Origin of the sequence: Vibrio sp. Vb1166 (genome assembly GCF_033338695.1) — a bacterium.
Taxonomy (GTDB): Bacteria; Pseudomonadota; Gammaproteobacteria; order Enterobacterales; family Vibrionaceae; genus Vibrio; species Vibrio alginolyticus.
Map to the genome: position 1 here is coordinate 312,231 of NZ_JAWOTE010000003.1, position 23,765 is coordinate 335,995.

Here is a 23,765-nt window from a genome sequence, read left to right on the forward strand (position 1 = left end):
AGGTATGAAAAAAGTTGTATAAAAAAGTTGGTTTCTAAAAATGGTGTCCTTTACTGCCTCTAAATACGATCAGTTAGCTAAAAGCAACGGAGGCTGTAATGGCAGGCGACACTAATCAAGAAAAAGACAATGAAAAGCTTAACGATGCGGTAGAGCAAACAGAAACGAAGGATACGGGGACAAAAGAAGAAAAACAGCAGTCGACCGTCTCTTCGACTGTAGCGACTGGTGCTGAAAGTGCAGATGCTGTTGATGAAGCCAATCGTGCGATGGAAGAAAATCCTAGTGGCGCGGGTACGGAAGAAGAAGCAGTGAGCTCGGGTGGCGCAGTTCAAGAAGAGGATACTGAAAGTAGCAGCGACTCTGACGCTGCACAATCCAATGTTGTTGATAGTGTAGCTTCTAGCGGAGAATCAGGTGACGAGGCTCTGGGCAGCGGTGGTTCGGATTCTGGGGCGGGTGCCCAAGCGGTCGGTGGTGGTGATGCCTCTGGCTCTGAAGGTGGTTCGGACGCAGAAGGCAATGAAGCGCAAGGACAAGCGGTACAAACTTCATCTGCGCCAAGTGCTTCTTCAGACTCTGAAGGTTCTCAAGGTGGTGACGAGCTAGATTCAGAAACCACTGAAGAGAGCTTCGCGGTGGATGTACAAGACACCAGCGAAGAAACCACGACGCAAGTAGAAGACGATTTCGACTCCGAAACTACGAGCGAGACGTTCCAAATTAAAGTCGAAGGTGAAAATGACGCGCCAGAAGTAGGGCAAGATCTGGCATACATCATGGATGAAGATGGCACTATTACCTTCACTCAAGAACAACTTCTCGGGTACGCGAGTGATGTTGATGGCGATGATCTTGCCGCATTTAACGTGCAAGTGGGTGCTAATGCATCAGTTGTGGATAATGGTGATGGCACTTATACCGTCACACCTGAAGCTGATTTTAATGGTGAACTCGACTTAACGTTTGATATCAGTGATGGTCAAGAAACCATTTCTAGTTCGATTGATTTAACTGTTCGTCCAATCAATGACGCACCAGTGCCGGAAGATAAAACCTTTGAGGTGGAAGAAGACGGCACGCTGATCTTCACCGATGCTGACCTGCTTGCTGGTGCAACGGATATTGAAGGCGATAACCTAACAGTTGAGGGCGTAAGCTACGACGGTGGCGACGGCATCCTGACCGACAACGGTAATGGGACTTACACTTTTGCGCCAAATGAAAACTTCAATGGCGATGTGAACTTTAGCTTTGATGTGTCCGACGGCACGGATACGGTTTCTGCCAACATTGATGTAAGCGTTACGCCAGTCGACGATGCACCAGTATCTGGCAATCTTGCATACTCGGTGGATGAAGATGGCTCGATTCGTTTGAGCCAAGAGCAGTTGTTGTCGCAAGCTTCCGATGTGGAAGGCGATGCACTGACGGCATCTAATCTTTCGGTAGATGGCAACGCGACGGTAACTCAAAATGACGATGGTAGCTTCACCATCACGCCGGACGCAGATTTCAACGGTGATATCGACATCAGCTTTGATATCTCAGATGGCACGAACACCGTTCAAGCAACCGCTGATCTAACCGTTAACCCAATCAACGATTTGCCGGTTCCTCAAGACCAGCAGTTCAACGTGGAAGAAGATGGCACGCTGATCTTTACGGACGCAGACCTGCTTACTGGCGCAACGGATATTGAAGGCGATAACCTAACAGTTGAGGGCGTAAGCTACGACGGTGGTGACGGCATCCTGACCGACAACGGTAATGGGACTTACACTTTTGCGCCAAATGAAAACTTCAATGGTGACGTAAACTTCAGCTTTGATGTGTCCGACGGTACGGATACGGTTTCAGCGAATGTAGATGTGAGCGTCACGCCGGTGAATGATCCTCCGGTGGCTGGTTCAACGTCTTACACAGTTCACGAAGACAACTCTATTACCATTTCTGACGCGCAGCTGTTGGCAAACTCTTCGGATTTAGAAGGGGATGTCTCGATTGATAGCGTGAGCTACTCTGGTAGCGATGGTGTGTTGCAAATCAATGGTGACGGTACGTACACCTTCTCTCCAAATGAAAACTTTAATGGTGAAGTGACGCTTGATGTTGTCGTCGCTGATGAAGAAGGCGCAACGGATGTCACCACTGCTGGCATTACGGTGCTGGAAGTGAACGATCCACCAGTCGCAGGACCAACTTCTTACACTATTGATGAAGATTCAGTTCTGACCTTCAGTGAGTCACAAGTGCTGTTGAATGCCTCTGATGTGGAAGGCGATGTAGAGCTTGTTGGCATTAGTTACGATGGTCCGGATGGCATTTTCACCGTTAACGATGATGGTACGTGCAGCTTCGCGCCAAACGAGAACTTTAACGGACAAGTTCAACTTGATGTGACCATTCGAGATGAGGATGGGGCAGAAGTTGATACCGTCATCAATGTGAATGTATTGCCAATCAATGATGCGCCAGTATCGGGTGATTTGGCTTATAGCGTTGATGAAGACGGTGCTATTACACTCAGCCAAGAGCAGCTTCTTTCTCAAGCGTCTGATATTGAGGGCGATGACCTGACTGCTAGTGATTTGACGGTGGATGGAAACGCAACCGTTACAGCGAACGATGATGGCAGCTTCACGATTACACCAGATGCGGACTTTAATGGTGACATTGATATCCAATTCAACATTACAGATGGCACAGACACTATCCAAGCAACGGCGGATCTAACGGTTAATCCAGTTAACGATCTTCCTGTCCCTCAAGACCAGCAGTTCAGTGTTGAAGAAGACGGCACGCTTCAGTTTACCGACGCAGACCTACTTGCTGGCGCGACCGATATCGATGGCGATAACTTAACGGTTGACGGCATTAGCTATACAGGCAGCGATGGCGTGCTGACTGACCACGGTGATGGTACTTACACCTTTGCACCAAATGAAAACTTCAACGGTGATGTCAGCTTTAGCTTTGGTGTTTCTGACGGCACTGAGACCGTACCAGCAAATGTGGACGTGAGCGTCACTCCAGTGAACGATCCTCCGGTTGCGGGTTCTACGTCTTACACGGTTGATGAAGATAATGCGATTACCATTTCCGACGAGCAGCTTCTGGCTAACTCTTCGGATGTGGAAGGCGCAGTGTCCATCGATAGCGTGACCTATTCAGGCACCGATGGCGTATTCCAAGACAACGGTGACGGCACTTATACCTTCATGCCGAATGAGAACTTCAGCGGTGATATCAGCCTTGATGTGATTGTGGCGGATGAGCAAGGTGCGATTGACGAAACGACCGCAGGCATTACGGTCATTGAAGTGAATGATCCTCCAGTTGCCGGTCCAACGTCTTACACGATTGATGAAGATTCAGTACTGACATTCAGTGAGTCACAAATTCTTGCTAACGCATCTGATATCGAGGGTGATGTAGAGCTTGTTGGCATCAGCTATGAAGGCTCGGATGGTATCTTTACCGTCAATGGCGATGGTACTTGTAGCTTTGCGCCAAACGAGAACTTCAATGGTCAAGTTCAGTTGGATGTGACCATTCAAGATGAGAATGGGGCAACCGTTGATACGCACATCAATGTCGACGTATTGCCAATCAACGATCCACCAGTATCGGGTGATTTGGCTTACACCATCAACGAAGACAGCTCAATCACGCTAAGCCAAGAGCAACTGCTTGCCAAAGCGGGCGATATTGATAGCGAGAACCTTGAAGCCATCAATCTATCGACAGATGACAACGCGACGATTCAATACAACGATGATGGCAGCTACACCATCACACCAGATGAAAACTACAACGGCGACCTAGATCTGACCTTCGATATCATTGATAACGATGGCGGCTCGGTACAAGTTGGTCTGGATATTTCGGTTAATCCTGTGAATGACTTGCCACAAGCGCAAGATCAACAGTTCACGGTAGAAGAAGATGGCACCTTGCTGTTCACGGATGCAGACCTATTGGAAGGCGCATCGGATATTGACGGCGATGATCTGTCTATCGAAAATGTTCTCTACACCGGTGCGGATGGTGTGCTTACCGATAATGGCGATGGCACTTACAGCTTCGCGCCGAATGAGAACTTCAACGGTGATGTTCAGTTCACATTCGATGTGTCTGACGGCACAGGTTCAACACCGGCATTCATTGATGCCAGCGTGACACCAGTGAACGATCCACCGGTGGCAGGTTCTACGTCTTACACGGTTCAAGAAGACGGTCAAATCACCATTAGTGACGAGCAGTTGTTAGCTAACTCTTCTGATGTGGAAGGCGATGTAGCCTTGGCGAATGTTAGCTACTCTGGTAACGACGGTAGCTTCGTGGACAATGGCGACGGCACATATACCTTCACGCCAAATGAGAACTTTGACGGTAACATTTCGCTCGACGTTACGGTCATCGACCAAGATGGTGCAACGGATACAACAGCCGCAGGCATCGATGTTATCGCGGTGAACGACGCACCAGAAACGTCAGGCATTCAAGCTGAAGTGGATGAAGATAACGCCATTACCATCACGCAAGAACAGTTGCTTGCGAATGCGACAGATATTGAAGGTGATGACCTTGTTGCCAGCAATCTACAAACCAATGACCCGGATGCGACGATCGTAGCCAATGACGATGGTTCTTTCACCATTACGCACACCGAAAACTTTAACGGTGAGTTGGACTTCACTTACAACATCAGCGATGGCGAAAATGATGTTCTGACCACGTTGGATCTGACCGTTAATCCTGTCAACGATGCGCCAGAAGCGGGTGACGAGATCTTTATTCAAGCAGAAGAAGACCAAACAGTGGGTGTTTCTCTGCGTGAAGAGCCTGCGTTACGTCTCGACCAAGCCCCTGAAAACGGCATCATTGAAGCAAATCTAAATGACGAATGGGTACAGCTAGAAGTCGGGCAGGAGGTTCCTGCAGACACGGAAGTGCGCTTCATTCCAAATGATGATGCATTGGCAAACGGTACGCATACGAGTCAAATTGGTACCTTTGACGACAACGCCAGCCTTGATGATTGGGGTACTGCTGTTGACCCTTACACACGTGAGTTTGTTGATGGTGATTTGAAAGTTACCGTTCAAAGTAATGATGACCCACTCGGTGCGTGGAATGGTAAAACACACATCGGTCACGGTATTGGTGATACTGACCGCCAAGGCTTGAGCGGTGATGAAAAACTGACTGTGACTGTTGAAGGTCAAGATATCAACGAAATCAGCTTCCACCTAGATGGTCTAGGCGGCTGGTTTATGGAAGAGTCTCGCCACTTTACCGAAGTCGAAATTCGCGCATTCAACTCCGATGGTGACTTGATCGACTCGATGACTTACCACAAAGAAGATCGTGGTAGCTATGAGACGGATTACACTTTAACGGTGAACGAACCGGTGTCTTACTTTGAGCTAGGTACGATTCAAGGTAACGGTACTTACGTGGTTCAAAACATGACGGTTTCGCAAACTTGTCATGATGAAGCTGTGTTCACATCAATTGGCGTGGACGGCACGGAAATCACGGAAACGGTAGAGCTGAATATCCGTGAAGGTGACAGTGAAATCGAACTGACCGCTGACCTGCCAAATGTGACCATTGATACCGAAGGTTCTACGCAGTTTGCCTCTGTGGTAATTACAGAAGAGCAGCTTTTAGCACAAGCGAGTGATATCGATAGTGACGTTCTTGATATTCAAAACCTTGAGCTGGTGGGGGATAACGCGGAGCACGCTACGTTAACCGACAACGGCGATGGTACATGGACAGTTACACCAGATGAGAACTTCTACGGTGAGATTGAGCTAGGTTACCAAGTCACGGATGGTGAACTCACCGACGACAACATCATCAACATCAACTTCGAAGCGGTAAACGATGCGCCAATCGTTTCTGGTCCAATTGTGTTGTCGACTGATGAGGATGTGGGCATTACGTTTAGCGCGGACGATCTGCTTGCCAATGCAAGTGATGTGGAAGGCGATGCGCTGTCTATCTCTGATATCTCTTACAGCGGTGATAACGGTGAGCTTGTCGACAATGGCGACGGTACTTACACCTTTATGCCGAATGAAAACTTCAATGGTGAAGTCGACATCGATTACAAAGTCTTCGATGGCACCGATGAAGTCGATACCCATCTAGATCTGACCGTTATTCCGGTCAACGATGTGCCAGTTCCTGGTGCACCGCTGCATACTCAAATGCTAGAAAACGGCACCATCATCATCGAAGCAAAAGACCTGTTATCAGGTGCGACTGACGTGGATGGCGACATTCTGCATATCGAGAATCTACTGCTTGTTGACCAGTCACAAGGTACGTTGACAGACAACGGCGACAACACCTTTACCTTCGATCCAACTTCGAACTTCTACGGTGAAGTGAACCTGACCTTCGACATCAGCGATGGTCAAGCAAGTGCACCAAGCACTGCGAAGATCGATGTTGAGATCGTCAACGAAGGTCCAGAGGTTAGCGGTCCAGTTGATGCGGTCGTTGATGAAGATGGCTCAATTACCATCACTCAAGAAGACTTGTTAGCGAACGCGACGGACGTGGATGGTGACAACCTTGAAGCGGTGAACCTGTCGACCAACGATCCTAATGCAACCATCGTTGAGAACGCTGATGGTAGCTTCACGATTACACCGAGCGAAAACTTCTTTGGTGAAATCGAATTTACTTATGACGTAACTGACGCGATTGAAACCGTCGCTGCGGATCTAAACCTCACCGTTAACCCAGTGAACGACCTGCCAGATGTGCCTGATTTGTCCTTCACCACAGAAGACGGTGAAGCGATCACTATTACTGAAGCAGAGCTGCTGGCTCAAGCGACGGACATCGAAGGCGATGACCTGTCTGTTGTTAACGTGACGAGTTTAAGCGACACGGTTCAAGTGACAGACAATGGCGATGGCACTTACACATTAACGCCAGAGCAGGGCTTCTTTGGTAATGTTGACCTCACGTTTGATGTGAGCGATGGCACCGATGTGGTGGCGGCAAACATCGACTTGAAAGTTGAGTTCGTCAACGACGCACCAGAAGCAGCGCCAATCGTGGCAGACGTGGACGAGGATGGCTCTATTCTCGTGACACAAGAAATGCTGCTTGAAAATGCCAGCGATCAAGATGGTGATGACCTATACGCAACGGCACTAGAAACCAATGATCCTAATGCCTCTATCGTGGATAACGGCGACGGCACCTTTACCGTTACGCCTTCACAGAACTTCAACGGAGACATCGAGTTTACTTATGAAGTGAGCGACGGTGAATTGAGTGTTGCCAATGAAATGACATTGACGGTGAACCCAGTCAATGACATTCCAATTGTTGCGCCTGGCATGTACCACATTGAAGAGGATGGCAGCATCCTGTTCACGCAAGAAGATCTGCTAAGTGGCGCGATTGATATTGATGGTGATGACCTCACTGTTACGAGCATTAACTACTCGGGTGATGAAGGTACTGTAACGGACAACGGTGACGGTACATTTAGCTTCGTACCAGAAGAGCACTTCAGTGGTGACTTACAGTTCAGCTTTACGGTTTCTGACGGTACGGATGAAGTTGAGCAAGACATTAATGTCCATATCGAAGCCGTAGCAGATGCGCCAGACCTAGTCATCACTGATGGCGACGGTCGAAACGTGGATGACCAAGCGATCTTGGTTGAGCCAGGCGGTATTGTTGAAGTGAACATCGCCGCAGCATTGGTTGACCAAGACTTGTCAGAAACGCTGACTGTGACCGTTGATGGTGTTCCAGAAGGTTCGGTGATCAGCTACGACAACGAAGGGGTACTTAACGATCAAGACAACGGTATCACCAGTTTCAATGATACTGAAATCACGGTTACCTTTGAAGGTGAAACCGCGGGTTACCAAAACGCAGCTGGCTATTACAAAGTTGATGAAGACGGCAATATCACGGGCGTTGAAGTGGTGTACGAAAACGCCTCTCAAGTTGGCGGAGGCGGTGACCTCATTCCGGGACAAGATCAGTTCAGCTTCCAAATCTCGGAAGGGGAAAGCTTCAACCTATTCTTGATTCCTAACGGTCATAACTTCAATGACTTTGCGTCCATGCAAGATGGTCAGTATGAGTTCCGTGCGGCAGATGGCTCTCCTGCGAACATGGATACGGTCGACCCACAACTCGTGTTTGTGGGTGCTGATGGTTCTGAAACCGTGATTCAAAGCCAATTTGGTGATGCAGTCTTCCATGGCGGCACAAGCTCAGAGCTCAACCAAGATGGCATTGAACATACTCGAACTACTGTGAACGAAGACGGTGAACTGGTTTACGGCTTTGAAGATCTCTACGGTGGCGGCGATGCCGATTATAGTGACTTCAACTTCACCATTGATGTAGGTGAAGTGAACAGCCAGATCTACAGTGGTGAAGTAACAGTCGGTCCAGATGGTTCTGTAACGCTTCCAACCACAGCAATTGAACAAGAGCTACAGATTCAATTGCCAGAAGACTTTAACCAACAGCTAGAAATCAATGTAACGGCAACGGCGACAGAGCTATCAAATAATGATTCTGAAACCGTTTCTCAAACCATCTACGTCAATGCAACGGGTGCTCACATTGAACATACGCCTGAAGCATTGCCTGTTTCTGCTGTGGTTGAAGAAGATGGTTCAATCCTAATCACGCAAGAAGATTTGCTCGCTAATGCGCGTGACTTGGATGGAGACCAACTGACAGCACTGAACTTGGCAACGGATGATGAAAACATCACCATCACAGACAATGGTGACGGTACTTACACCTTAACGCCAGATGCGGACTTTAATGGTGACATCACCTTTACGTTCGATGTGTCTGACGGCGATGATGTTGTCTCAACCAACCTTGAGTTATTGGTGTCACCAGTTAACGATGCGCCTGAACCACAAGATCAAGCGTTCACCATTGGTGAAGATGGTGTGCTGACCTTTACTGATGCGGATCTCCTAACAGGCGCTACCGATATTGAAGGGGATGACTTATCTGTTGAGGGCGTCACTTACACAGGCGCAGACGGTGTTCTTACTGACAATGGCGATGGCACATATAGCTTCGCACCGAATGAGAACTTCAATGGCGACGTGAACTTCACTTTCGATGTTTCCGATGGCACGGATACCGTGACGGCGAATATCGACGTAAGCGTGACGCCGGAGAACGATCCACCGGTTGCAGGCAGCACGGCTTACACCGTTCATGAAGACAATTCGATTACCATTAGTAACGAACAGCTGTTGGCTAACTCGTCTGATATAGAAGGCGAAGTGGCGATTGATAGCGTGAGCTACAGCGGTAACGATGGCGTGCTGGAAATCAACGGTGATGGTACTTACACCTTCTCACCAAACGAGAACTTCAGCGGCGAGGTGAGCCTAGATGTTGTCGTAGTCGATGAAGAGGGTGCAACGGACTCTACCACTGCAGGCATTACTGTGATTGAGGTAAATGACCCACCAATCGCAGGTCCTACCACATACACTATCGATGAAGACCAAGTTCTAACCTTCAGTGAATCGCAAGTGCTACTGAATGCTTCCGATGTTGAAGGGGATGTCGAGCTAGTTGGCATCAGCTACGACGGTCCAGATGGTATCTTCTCAGTAAACGGTGATGGAACTTGTAGTTTTGCACCGAATGAAAACTTCAACGGTCAAGTACAGTTGGATGTGACCATTCGCGATGAAGATGGCGCAGAGGTTGATACTTACATCACAGTCGATGTCTTACCAATCAATGATGCACCTGTATCTGGTAACTTGGCGTACAGCGTTGACGAAGACAACTCAATCACGTTGAGCCAAGAGCAGCTTCTTGCTCAAGCATCGGATGTAGAAGGTGATGCGCTGACTGCGTCTAACCTAGTGGTTGACGGTGATGCAACGGTTACGGCAAACGACGATGGTAGCTTCACTATCACGCCAGATGCGAACTTCAATGGCGACATTGATATCACGTTCGACATCAATGATGGCAGCGACACTATTGTTGCAACGGCGGACCTAACGGTTAACCCAGTTAATGACTTGCCGCAGCCAGAAGATCAAGCGTTCACCATTGGTGAAGATGGTGTGTTGACCTTCACTGATCAAGACCTGCTGGATGGTGCAACGGACATCGATGGCGATGACCTATCGGTAGAAGGTGTCACTTACACAGGCGCAGATGGTGTCCTAACTGACAATGGAGATGGTACCTATAGCTTCGCACCGAATGAGAACTTCAATGGCGACGTGAACTTTACCTTCGATGTTTCCGATGGCACGGACACCGTGACCGCGAATATTGATGTGAGTGTGACGCCAGAGAACGATCCACCGGTGGCAGGCAGCACCTCTTACACTGTGCATGAAGATAACTCGATCACCATCAGTGATGAACAGCTACTAGCGAACTCATCGGATATTGAAGGTGATGTATCGATTGATAGCGTTAGCTACAGCGGCACAGATGGTGTGTTCCAAGACAATGGTGACGGTACGTACACCTTCTCGCCAAACGAGAACTTCAATGGTGAAGTGAGTCTAGATGTTGTCGTGGTCGATGAAGACGGTGCGACGGATTCAACTACCGCAGGTATTACAGTACTTGAGGTGAACGATCCACCAATCGCAGGCGCGACCAGCTACTCAGTGAACGAAGACGAAGTCATCACCATTAGCTCTGAGCAGTTATTGGCGAACGCTTCTGACGTTGAAGGTGAAGTTGCGATTGATAGCGTAAGCTACAACGGCTCTGACGGTATCTTTACTGATAACGGTGACGGCACATTCAGCTTCGCACCAAACGCCAACTTTGATGGCGATGTTAGCCTAGATGTTGTGGTTGTTGATGAAGACGGTGCAACTGCGGCAACTAACGCAAACATCGATGTATTGCCAATCAACGATGCGCCAGTATCGGGCAACTTGGCTTACAGTGTCGATGAAGACAATTCAATTACGCTAAGCCAAGAGCAGCTTCTTGCTCAAGCATCGGATGTAGAAGGCGACGCGCTAACCGCATCTAACCTAGTGGTTGACGGTGATGCAACGGTTACGGCAAACGATGATGGCAGCTTTACCATTACGCCTGATGCGAACTTCAATGGTGACATTGATATCACGTTCGACATCAATGATGGCAGCGACACTATTGTTGCAACGGCTGACCTAACGGTTAATCCAGTTAACGACTTACCACAGCCAGAAGATCAAGCGTTCACCATTGGTGAAGATGGCGTCTTGCTGTTCACTGATGAAGATCTGCTTGATGGTGCAACGGATATCGATGGCGATAATCTATCGGTTGAAGGTGTCACTTACACAGGTGCAGATGGTGTCCTAACCGACAATGGTGACGGCACTTACAGCTTCGCGCCAAACGAAAACTTCAATGGCGACGTGAACTTTACCTTCGATGTTTCCGATGGCACGGATACCGTGACGGCGAATATCGACGTAAGCGTGACGCCAGAGAACGATCCTCCGGTTGCAGGCAGCACGTCTTACACCGTGCATGAAGACAATTCGATCACCATCAGTAACGAGCAGTTATTGGCTAACTCGTCTGACGTCGAAGGCGAAGTCGCGATTGATAGTGTCAGCTACAGTGGCGCAGATGGCGTGTTCCAAGACAATGGTGACGGCACTTACACCTTCTCGCCAAACGAGAACTTCAATGGTGAAGTGAGCCTTGACGTTGTGGTTGTCGATGAAGACGGTGCGACGGATTCAACCACCGCAGGTATTACGGTACTTGAGGTGAACGATCCACCAATCGCAGGCGCGACCAGCTACTCAGTGAACGAAGATGAAGTCATCACCATTAGCTCTGAGCAGCTATTGGCGAATGCTTCTGACGTTGAAGGTGATGTCGCGATTGATAGCGTCAGCTACAGCGGCTCCGACGGTATCTTTACTGACAACGGCGACGGTACATTCAGCTTCGCACCAAACGAAAACTTCAACGGTGATGTTAGCCTAAATGTTGTCGTTGTTGATGAAGACGGTGCAACTGCGTCAACCAATGCAAGCATCGATGTATTGCCAATCAATGATGCGCCAGTATCAGGTGATTTGGCATACAGCGTGGATGAAGACGGTTCTATCACGCTAAGCCAAGAGCAGCTTCTTGCTCAAGCCGGCGACGTGGATGGCGATGACCTAACTGCATCCAACCTCACTGTTGACGGCAATGCGACCGTTGTTGCGAATAATGACGGCAGCTTCACTATCACACCGGATGCGGACTTCAATGGCGACATTGATCTGAGCTTCGACATTACGGACGGCGATGCGACCATTCAAGCCACTGCCGATCTGACTGTGAACCCAGTGAACGACCTACCAACGGTTGGTCAGCCACAGTTCGTCACGCAAGAAGACACAAGCTTCACCTTCACCGAAGAGCAACTGCTGCAAAATGCAGGTGATATCGATGGTGATAACCTAACGGTTGAAAACGTTGCTTCTGACAGCGGTACTTTGGTTGATAACGGTGACGGCACGTACACCTTCGCTCCGAATGAAAACTTCGATGGCAACGTGAACGTGACGTTTGACGTCAACGATGGCACCGCAACCGTGCCAGCAGAAGCGAACATTGATGTTCAATCTGTGGTTGATATGCCAGAGCTGTCTATTGCTTCAGACTTGGTGATTGCCTCTGATAACTTCGAGTCTGGCTCGAACGGTTGGAACGCGAATACTGAAAGTTCACAAGGTTTCGAAACGGGCGATATGCTGGGTCGTATTGGTGGCACTGGCGGTGATGAAGCGGTCAGCAAAACCTACGAGATCCCAAGCGATGTCAATGAAGTGAATATCTCATTTAGCTTCTACGAAATCGATTCTTGGGATGGCGAGTCGTTCCAAATCTTTGTCGGCGGCGAACAACTAACCACCTTGGAAAACTCCGCGTTCCGTACTCAAGATGGCACGACAACGCTTTACGACTCAGATGGTAATGAAGTGGGTGAAGTGATCCACGGAGCCTCTCAACGTGAAGGCTTCAGTGGTTGGAACGACCAAGCTCACCAAATCAACCTGACGGTTCCTGTCGAGGATGGTGAACTGCAACTCGGCTTCGGTTCAACCTTGAATCAAGACGTTTGGGATGAATCGTTTGGTATCGACAACATCGAAATCACGGTAGCGGACGCGGATTACCAAATCATTGGTACCGAAGATACACCAGTGCCACTTGATATCGATGCAGCGTTAACCGATACAGATGGTTCAGAAAACCTCGCTATCTTGATTGAAGATGTGCCAGAAGGCAGCGCACTATCAGCAGGTGTTGATAATGGTGACGGCACTTGGTCACTACAACCAGGCGAGCTAGAAGGGCTAGAGTTTATTCCTTCTGCGGACTTCAATGGCGATGTGACGCTAACCGTGAACGCAACCTCTACGGATGTGGATACTGGAACCACGGCGACAGCGACGCAAGATGTGACGATTCATATCTCGCCAACCAATGATGCACCAGAAGTGACGGGTGATATCACTGCGGTAACCGCCGAAGACAACAGCATTACGCTGACTCAAGAGCAGTTACTGGAGCACGCTGTTGATATTGATGGTGACGACCTAAGCGCAATCAACCTAAGCACCAATGATGAAAATGCGACGGTTGAAATGAACGAGGATGGCAGCTTCACCATTACTCCGAGCGAGAACTTCTACGGTGATATCGAGTTCACCTACGATGTGACTGACGGGGAAGAAGTGGTCGCGGCTGGTCTCGACTTAACAGTAACACCAGTCAATGATGCGCCAGAGCCACAAGATCAAGCGTTCACAGTGGGTGAGGACGGTCTTCTTACCTTCACTGATGCGGACTTGTTAACAGGCGCGACAGATGTAGAAGGTGACAACCTAACAGTTGAAGGCGTGACTTACACTGGCGCGGACGGTGTCCTAACCGACAATGGCGATGGCACGTACAGCTTCGCACCGAATGAGAACTTCAATGGCGATGTGAACTTTACGTTCGATGTGTCAGATGGTACGGATACGACCTCTGCCAACATTGATGTGAGTGTGACGCCAGAGAACGATCCACCAGTTGCGGGCAGCACGTCTTACACTGTGCATGAAGACAACTCGATCACCATTAGTGATGAGCAACTACTGGCTAATTCGTCTGATATCGAGGGTGATGTTGCGATCAGCAGCGTGAGCTACAGCGGTAACGACGGTGTGCTAGAAATTAATGGCGATGGTACTTACACCTTCTCACCAAACGAAAACTTTACAGGCGATGTTAGCCTAGATGTTGTCGTGGTTGACGAGGACGGCGCGGTTGATACAACAACAGCGGGTATTACCGTTCTTGAGGTGAACGATCCACCAATCGCAGGCACAACCAGTTACACCATTGATGAAGATGAAGTCATCACCATCAGTGCAGAACAGTTGTTGGCAAACTCTTCCGATATTGAAGGTGAGGTAGCACTAGATAGCGTGAGCTACAGTGGCAGTGAAGGTATCTTTACCGACAATGGTGATGGTACGTTCAGCTTTGCACCAAACCCAAATTTCAATGGTGAAGTGAATCTTGATGTTGTAGTCGTGGACGAAGATGGTGCGACCGCTTCGACGACGGCAAACATTGATGTTCTGCCAATCAATGATGCTCCGGTATCGGGTGACTTGGCTTACAGTGTCGACGAAGACAACTCAATCACCCTAAGCCAAGAACAATTGTTGGCACAAGCAACGGATGTAGAAGGTGATGCACTAACTGCATCTAACCTAGTGGTTGACGGTGATGCGACGGTTACGGCTAATGACGATGGCAGCTTTACCATTACGCCTGACGCGAACTTCAATGGCGACATTGATATCACGTTCGATATCAACGATGGCAGCGATACTATCGTTGCAACGGCGGACCTAACGGTTAACCCAGTTAATGACTTACCGCAGCCAGAAGATCAAGCGTTCACTATTGGTGAAGATGGTGTGTTGACCTTCACTGACCAAGATCTGCTCGATGGCGCAACGGATATCGATGGCGATGACCTATCGGTTGAAGGTGTCACTTACACAGGTGCAGACGGTGTTCTCACCGACAATGGCGATGGCACGTACAGCTTCGCACCGAATGAGAACTTCAATGGTGATGTGAACTTTACCTTCGATGTTTCTGATGGCACGGACACCGTGACCGCGAATATCGATGTGAGTGTGACGCCAGAGAACGATCCACCGGTTGCGGGTAGCACGTCTTACACAGTGCATGAAGATAACTCGATCACCATCAGTGACGAACAGCTACTAGCGAACTCATCGGATATTGAAGGTGATGTATCGATTGATAGCGTGAGCTACAGCGGTAACGATGGTGTGCTGGAAATCAACGGTGATGGCACGTACACCTTCTCGCCAAACGAGAACTTCAATGGCGAAGTGAGTCTAGATGTTGTCGTAGTCGACGAAGATGGCGCGACGGATTCAACTACCGCAGGTATCACGGTACTTGAGGTGAACGATCCGCCAATCGCAGGTCCAACTGCGTACACCATCGATGAAGACCAAGTTCTAACGTTCAGTGAATCACAAGTGCTTCTGAATGCTTCGGATGTCGAGGGGGATGTTGAGCTTGTAAGCATCAGCTACGACGGTCCAGATGGCATCTTCTCAGTAAATGGCGATGGCACTTGTAGCTTCGCACCGAATGAGAACTTCAATGGTCAAGTATCGTTGGACGTGACTATTCGTGATGAAGATGGCGCAGAAGTCGATACCTATATCACAGTGGATGTATTGCCAATCAACGACGCGCCAGTATCGGGCAACTTGGCTTACAACGTAGATGAAGATAACACCATTACATTGAGCCAAGAGCAATTGTTATCTCAAGCTAGCGATGTGGATGGCGATGACCTTGTTGCTGAAAACTTGCTTGTAGATGGTAATGCGACAGTGACTGCTAACGACGATGGCAGCTTCACCATCACGCCAGATGCGAACTTCAATGGTGACATTGATATCACGTTTGATATCAGTGATGGTTCTGACACCTTGGTCGCAACGGCAGATCTAACGGTTAATCCAGTTAACGACCTACCACAGCCAGAAGATCAAGCGTTCACCATTGGTGAAGATGGCGTCTTGTTGTTCACTGATGAAGATCTGCTTGATGGCGCAACAGATATCGATGGCGATGACCTATCGGTTGAAGGCGTGAGCTACACAGGCGCAGATGGTGTCCTAACCGACAATGGTGACGGCACTTACAGCTTCGCGCCAAACGAAAACTTCAATGGCGATGTGAACTTTACCTTCGATGTTTCTGATGGCACGGATACCGTGACCGCAAATATCGACGTAAGCGTGACGCCTGAGAACGATCCACCGGTGGCAGGCAGCACGTCTTACACGGTGCATGAAGACAACTCGATCACCATCAGTGACGAGCAGTTATTGGCTAACTCATCTGACGTCGAAGGCGAAGTAGCAATCGACAGCGTGAGCTACAGTGGCGCAGATGGCGTGTTCCAAGACAATGGTGATGGTACTTACACCTTCTCGCCAAACGAGAACTTCAATGGTGAAGTGAGCCTTGACGTTGTGGTTGTCGATGAAGACGGTGCGACGGATTCAACCACCGCAGGTATTACGGTACTTGAGGTGAACGATCCACCAATCGCAGGCGCGACCAGCTACTCAGTGAACGAAGATGAAGTCATCACCATTAGCTCTGAGCAGCTATTGGCGAATGCTTCTGACGTTGAAGGTGATGTCGCGATTGATAGCGTCAGCTACAGCGGCTCCGACGGTATCTTTACTGACAACGGCGACGGTACATTCAGCTTCGCACCAAACGAAAACTTCAACGGTGATGTCAGCCTTGATGTTGTTGTGACCGATGAAGATGGTGCAACTGCGACAACCAACGCGAACATTGATGTATTGCCAGTCAACGATGCTCCGGTATCTGGCGATTTGGCTTACAGCGTCGATGAAGACGGTTCAATCACATTGAGTCAAGAGCAGTTACTGGCTCAAGCGGGTGACGTCGACAGCGATAATCTAGAAGCGGTGAACTTAACCGCGGTAGCCAATGCAACCGTTGTTGAGAACCAAGATGGTAGCTTTACGATTACGCCTGATGCGAACTTCAATGGCGATATCGACCTAAGTTTCGACTTGATTGATAACGATGGTGCGAGCGTGGAAGTGGGCGTCGACCTAACGGTGAACCCAATTAACGATGCGCCGCAATCAACGCCAGTGAATATTGCTGGCACCGAAGACACCACCATTCTTATTACGCAGGACATGTTGCTTGCTAACGCGACAGACATCGACAACACCTACGATGAACTGTCTGCTGTCGACCTAGTGATTGATGAGCAATACGGTGACTTGTTAGACAACGGTGATGGTACTTGGTCATTCACTCCGGCTGAGAACTTCAATGGTGATGTTCCAATGTCGTTCGGCGTCAGCGATGGTGATTTAGTTACGCCGGTTGAAGGCAATCTAAACATCGAAGCGGTTAACGATGCACCAGAAGCGCCAACCATCCAGATGCAAGGCGAAGAAGATGTGGTCATGGTGATTGACCCAGCTTACATTGCTAATCAAGTTACGGATCTTGATGGTGACGAAATCAGCGTAGAAAGCATCACGGTTCGTGCTCCTGCAAACGCGACATTAACCCAGCAGCCAGATGGTATGTACCACTTGGTGACCACTCAAGACTTCAATGGTTTGGTGGAACTGGGCTACACCGCGACGGATGGTGAAGAAGTGGTTCAAGGCTCGTTGAATGTGGATGTTATTCCAGTCAACGATGCTCCATTCAATGTGGGTAATGCCTTTATGGCAACCGACGAGGATGGCGCATTCACCTTCGACGCTGGCGACTTGATGAACTTGTTCGGCGATATCGATACTGAAAACCTAGTCGTATCACGCATTATCACCGCAGAAGGTGAAGATGGTGGTGAGGTAACGGACAACGGTGACGGTACTTGGACATTCACACCGACTGGCGATTTTGCAGGGGTTTCTGACTTGCAAGTTGTGGTAAGTGACGGTGAGTTTGAGACGGTACTTGATGTACCAGTGTTTGTTCGCCCTGTTGCCGATGGTGCAGTCATCACAACCGACCATGATGGTCCGTTAGTCTTCGGTGAGGACGAAACAGGTCACCTAGGCTTGAATGTCGGTCTAATCGACGATTCAGAAACGTTAAGTAACCTAGTGATGACTGGTTTCCCTGTTGGCTTCGAAGTTACGGATGGTGTGAACACCATTACCATTACGGAACCGGGTCAATACATCGACTTGAACGAGTGGGATATTTCAGACCTGCAAATGACGCCTCCAGCTGACTTTAATGGCGAGTTCTTCGTAACCGTGACCGCAACAACGGTGGATTATGGTGACGAACCAGAAGAGTTCGAAGATGGCATCGATTCAGGTGACTTCGAAACCCTAGCGGGTGAGTCCGTTATCCTAACCGCTGATGACCTAATCGGATTGGCAGAGAACGTAGATGCTGACGCGGGTGATGAAGTGAAATTCGTTCACCTAGCTGATCGCAGCCAAGGTGAGATTGTCGATAACGGTGATGGCACATGGACATTCAATCCAGCACCAGGCTTTACTGGTGAAGCGGACATCGCTTACGTGATTGATAAAGACGGTGTGCTTCATGATGAGCAAACAGGTGTGGTCGTGAAAGAAGATGCGCCACAAGAGAATGCTTCTCCAGAAATCGACAGCATTTCTACCACAGAAATGGCAGCGGATGGCACCTTGTCGTTCACCAATGATGACATGCTATCGACCTTGAGCGATGCAGAAGGCGACAGCTTGAGCATTGAATCAGTGAGCCTAATGGAAGGTCAAGGTGTGATAGAGACCGATAACCAAGGTAACTACCAATTCACACCAGCAGAAGGCTACACCGGAGATGTTCAAGTTGGCTTCATTGCAACTGACGGTGAAAACCGCATTGAGAGCTTCTTTAATGTCGACATCCAAGGTGAGGGTGAAACCACAACTAGCGAAGGCTACGCACTGGCTGATGATGGTTCACTAACACTAACGGAAGCACAGTTGATTGATGAGCTTGGCATTAGCCCTTCAGCAGAAGTGTTGGATGTAGCCGATGCAAACGATGCTGGTTTCTTCGCGAAATCAGATGATGAAGAGTGGACATACTGGCCGAACGATGACTTCGATGGCAATTTGGCTATGGATGTTCAGGTCAACGACAATGGTGAAGTATCGACTCAGAATCTGAGCATCCAAGTTGCGGACGATTCAGCGCAAAGTGACGAGCCACAAATTCAAGCTGCTCAAGCATCAGCAGAGCAGCAAGTTGGCGAAGCGCAACAGCCTGAAGAGCAAGCAGCAAACGGTGCAGACAGTGAAGAGGAGAGCGCAGCTGATGTGACTGCAGCACCAGGCGATACCATTTCTATCTCGGTTCCAGATGAGGTCAGTGGTAACGAATCGGTGGATTATGCAGAAATGTCCGGTCTACCTGATGGTGCATCAGTAAGCAACGCACTGGATAATGGCGATGGCAGCTTCACATTAAGTGGCAACCTGAACCAACCAGTATCGGTTGACCTACCAGAAGGTTACGAAGGTACGAGCGAAATCCAATTCCAAGGTTACGACGAATTGGGCAGCGCGGTAGAAGGTGCGAGTGGCACAGTTGAAGTTGAAGTCGATGATCAATACACCATGCAAGGTTCTGCTCAAGATCAGCAACCAGACATGGCGGGTATGGAATCTGGCGGCAGCGACTGGACAAGTGCGGGAGGTCAAGAGCAAGGTGTTGACTTCACGGATGACTCTGGCAGCTTCGACTCGGATACTCAAACGGGTACTGACCAAGGCAACGATTTCGATCAAAGCTCAATGTAACCAGTCCTAGACGAGTTCAGTGTCATTGCTGCCCAAACCAAAGCCATGCAGAGCCTACTTTGCATGGCTTTTTTGTTGGGCTTCTTTCTATGAGCTGTAGAAAAAAACTTGGAAATTGAAAAAAGTATTCTTAGCTAGTTTATACCCAAGTAACCTCGAGATGTTAGGTTCAGCGAGAATGGCTTGGTTTGTAGACGCGGCGGCGATTTAAAGGTCTAGTGGGTCTAAATCAAGAATCGACAACAAAGTATACAAACCAAGACAGCTCGCCCTTCGGGAGCGTGTCATTGACTCGGCTTCTGTGTCAAACAACTTGGAAAGAGCTGACTATTACGCTGCGTTGTTTTCCTTGACCCCGAATCAATGACAACGCTCTGAATCTTGCATCTTGAAGTCACTTGGGTATAAGAGTCATTTACAAGGAGGAGCGACATGTACCGTTATGTCAGTTCGCCAAAAGCGTCAAAGTACATAGTACCGCCGCCACTGCATCGTGAGTTGTCGTGTATGGATGTGCCGGAGTCAGAACTAGAGATGCGTGAAATTCTGAACAATTGGTTTGCCGATGGATTGGCGCCGATCATTCAAAATGAAGACAATTACATCTCTGCTAATGAGCAACAGCGCTTTAAGCAGCTCAGCCGCACGGTGGGTGTGCTACTGCGTAATAAAGATTACTACTTCGCCACTAAGCGGATTCTTTCGTTGTGGGATCAAGACTGCTTAGAAACGACTTACGTTAATTATCTGATTTTACGTAGTGAGCGCATACCATACTTCAAATAAGCCCTATTTATCGGCTTAAAATAGTGATTTACATGGTTTTCTTAGTAACTTTTGATACCAGTATTTAACATTTTTGTAAACATCGTTATATTTAAGGCTCATCGTTGTCAGGAGTTTATGGATGAACCTTACGATATCAGGGAAGTTGCAGCTCAGTTTTGTGCTGCTAGCCGTACTTTTTATGGCATCAGCGGTATTCACGTATCGCAACGTCACTACCGTAGAGCAATACGCCTCTTCGTTACTTAAATCCGATTTACCGACCGTCGACACCAGTCGCGGTATCCAACAGTCCGTTCAAGCGTCGCTGTCTTCTATTCGAGCCTACATGTTGCTAGGTGGCGATGAAGAGGCGAGCGCACGTCTGAGTGAGGACGTACGCAATATCATGGCATCTACAGACGAGTCGCTTCCAACGTTGCAGGCTCTGATCTCTGAACAGGATTTTCAAGCGATTCAAAGCCAGTGGGACGCGGTAAAAGTCTCTTTGAACAAGCTGATTGAACTTAGCCACAGTGATGAGAACTTACCCGCGCACAACCTCTTTATTAACGAAGCGGCACCCATTGCAGAAGTGGCACTTGATCAGCTTCAAAGCTTAATCAATGAAGAGTCAGGAAACCCATTTGGTGGAGACAGAAAGCGTTTGTTTAAAGTTTACGCGGATAGCTATACCTCGCTCGCCAATGCACTGTCTGCTCTGCGAGATTTCCTGTTGTACGGGCAGCAAGATCATCTGGACAAATACCACGACTTGATTAAGTACCACAATCAGTCTGTGGCGGAAATCGACAGTAAACTCGACAGGCTTACTGATAACGACCAATCATTGTGGTCACTGTTTAAAGAAATGCAGCAACTGTACTTTCCTTTAGCAGAGCAGGTAATTGCATTGCGTCAGTCGCCAGAGTGGAACGAATCAAACTTGCTGATGGCGAACGAACTGTTGCCAGCAGCGGATGCACTAGACCAAAGCTTAGAAACGATCGTATTGGCTCAGCAAAGTCGTGCTGATCAAAGTGGACAGGGTATTAATCAGTCGATCAAGAACGTACTCACCACTATGTTGATTGCTGCGGCATTGGTTTTGATTGCCGCAGTAGCGATTTCAAAATACATGGGCAATACCATTGGTCGCCGAGTGAAAAACTTATCGGAGCGTGCAAAGACGATCGCTTCAGGAGATGTTTCTCAGCCTCCGTTAACTGTTGTTGGGAAAGATGAATTGGCAGACCTTACCGATTCGATTAACCGCATGAACCAATCGTTAGCGAGCATCGTGGCTGGGGTGAGCGAGAAAGCGCACCAAGTGGATACTAGCATGGGGGCTTTGTTGGAATCGGCGCAAGTCACCTCATCGAATGTAGAAAAGCAACAGGCCAGCATTGTTGAAATGGGAAGCCAATTGGATGAAATCGCTTTAGCCGCGCGTAACACTCTAGATCAAGCCAATCAATCGGTGCAGAAGCTTTCTGATTCAAAAGGCGAGATTGAACAAGGTCGCGATGCACTAGAGCAAAACAAAGTCACCATGGAAAGCTTACATGGCAGCATTGAAACCGCGAGCACGCAAGTGACGCAGTTAAGCAAAGAGAGCGAAGCCATTGGTCGAGTGACGGAAGTGATTGAAGGTTTGGCAGAGCAAACTAACTTACTGGCATTGAATGCCGCGATAGAAGCAGCGCGCGCAGGTGACCAAGGGCGAGGCTTTGCGGTTGTGGCGGACGAAGTGCGTATGTTAGCGACTCGCACTACTCAATCGACGACGGAAATCAACGGCATTATCAACGCGATTCAACGCTCGACCAATTCGGTGGTTGAGGAGATTGAACACAGCCAATCACTTGCGGAGCAGGGCGCTGAGCACATTGAAAAAGCGGTAACTCGTTTGCTTGTCACGACCGAGCAAATTGGTTCTTTGAATGAACAAATGGCAGAACTTGCGGCAGCGGCAGAGCAGCAATCTCATGCGACCAATTCGATCACTGGATTGATGTCTGGTATTACTCAATCAGTGGATGAGGTTTCGAATAACAGCCAACGCGCATCAGAGACATCATTGCAAGTAAAAGAGCAAGTTACCGAGCTGAATCAACAGATGGCAACTTTTAAAACGGCGTAGATAAGATTTACGTCTGTTCATCTACTTTTGAACGCTAACCAAATAGTAAAAAAGCCCCAACCCTTTTTACACAAAAAGGGTTGGGGCTTTTTGTTGGATGATACGCCGATATTCGTCTACTTGCTCATTGGATTTGGCTATTTAAATCATAGCTAAAACCAAATTCTCTTCGCCGAGCCGGAGTCGTAATATGACTCCATCGGCAGCAAATACTGCAAAAGAATTTTTAAACTTTATACCAATCCCGGTAAGAGAATCGTTCGTTACTACGATTGGTATCATCCTTCTAGGAGCAAGATTATGAACAAACAAGTAAGCCTAATTGGTCTAGACAGCGAACAATCAGCACAACTAGCTCAACAGCTCAATCAACTGCTAGCGCATTACCAAGTGTTGTACATGAACTCTCGCGGTTACCACTGGAACATTAAAGGTGCGCAATTCTTCGAACTGCACGTAAAATTTGAAGAGATTTACACTGATCTACAAACAAAAATCGATGAGCTTGCAGAGCGTATTCTAACTTTGGGTCATACGCCAGCGCACGCATTCAGCAACTACTTGGAAGCAAGTGAAATTAAAGAACATCAAAACGCGACTTCTGGTGAGGAGTGTGTACAAGGTCTGGTTCAAGGCTTTAGCGTTCTACTTCTAAAACAGCGTGAGATTCTACAAAACGCGGGTGAAGCAGATGACGAAGGTACAGCGGCATTGATGGGTGACTACATCCGTGAGCAAGAAAAATTAATGTGGATGCTTAACGCTTACCTACAAGGCTAAGCAGCGCATCACCCAAGCAATCCTTGGGAACGCATGAAACAATCGGGAATAAGTCATAAGGGGCACGTTGGTGCCCTTTTTTTGTTTTCAGCCCTAAACCACCTACTTCAGTAGGTGGTTATCATCCGTTTCGGCTTTGCCTGTAAAACTAC

The 23,765-nt window shown here is 48.5% G+C and carries 4 protein-coding genes; all 4 read left to right on the forward strand.

Going from position 1 to position 23,765, the window contains the following annotated elements; translation table 11 throughout:
• Nucleotides 1–98: 98 nt before the first annotated feature.
• The 4 genes from R7E51_RS05815 (at nt 99) to R7E51_RS05830 (ending at nt 23,613) form a co-directional block, all read left to right on the forward strand.
• Nucleotides 99–19,925: a tandem-95 repeat protein gene (locus R7E51_RS05815; protein ID WP_318128124.1), complete on the forward strand. Its 19,827-nt coding sequence runs from the start codon at nt 99–101 to the stop codon at nt 19,923–19,925.
• Between the two features lie 432 nt (nt 19,926–20,357).
• Complete coding sequence (locus tag R7E51_RS05820) at nt 20,358–20,711, forward strand: hypothetical protein (protein WP_005388258.1); 354 nt, start codon at nt 20,358–20,360, stop codon at nt 20,709–20,711.
• 121 nt (nt 20,712–20,832) lie between these two features.
• Nucleotides 20,833–22,833: a HAMP domain-containing methyl-accepting chemotaxis protein gene (locus R7E51_RS05825; RefSeq protein WP_017821960.1), complete on the forward strand. Its 2,001-nt coding sequence runs from the start codon at nt 20,833–20,835 to the stop codon at nt 22,831–22,833.
• Between the two features lie 300 nt (nt 22,834–23,133).
• Nucleotides 23,134–23,613: a Dps family protein gene (locus tag R7E51_RS05830; RefSeq protein WP_005388254.1), complete on the forward strand. Its 480-nt coding sequence runs from the start codon at nt 23,134–23,136 to the stop codon at nt 23,611–23,613.
• Nucleotides 23,614–23,765 lie beyond the last annotated feature (152 nt).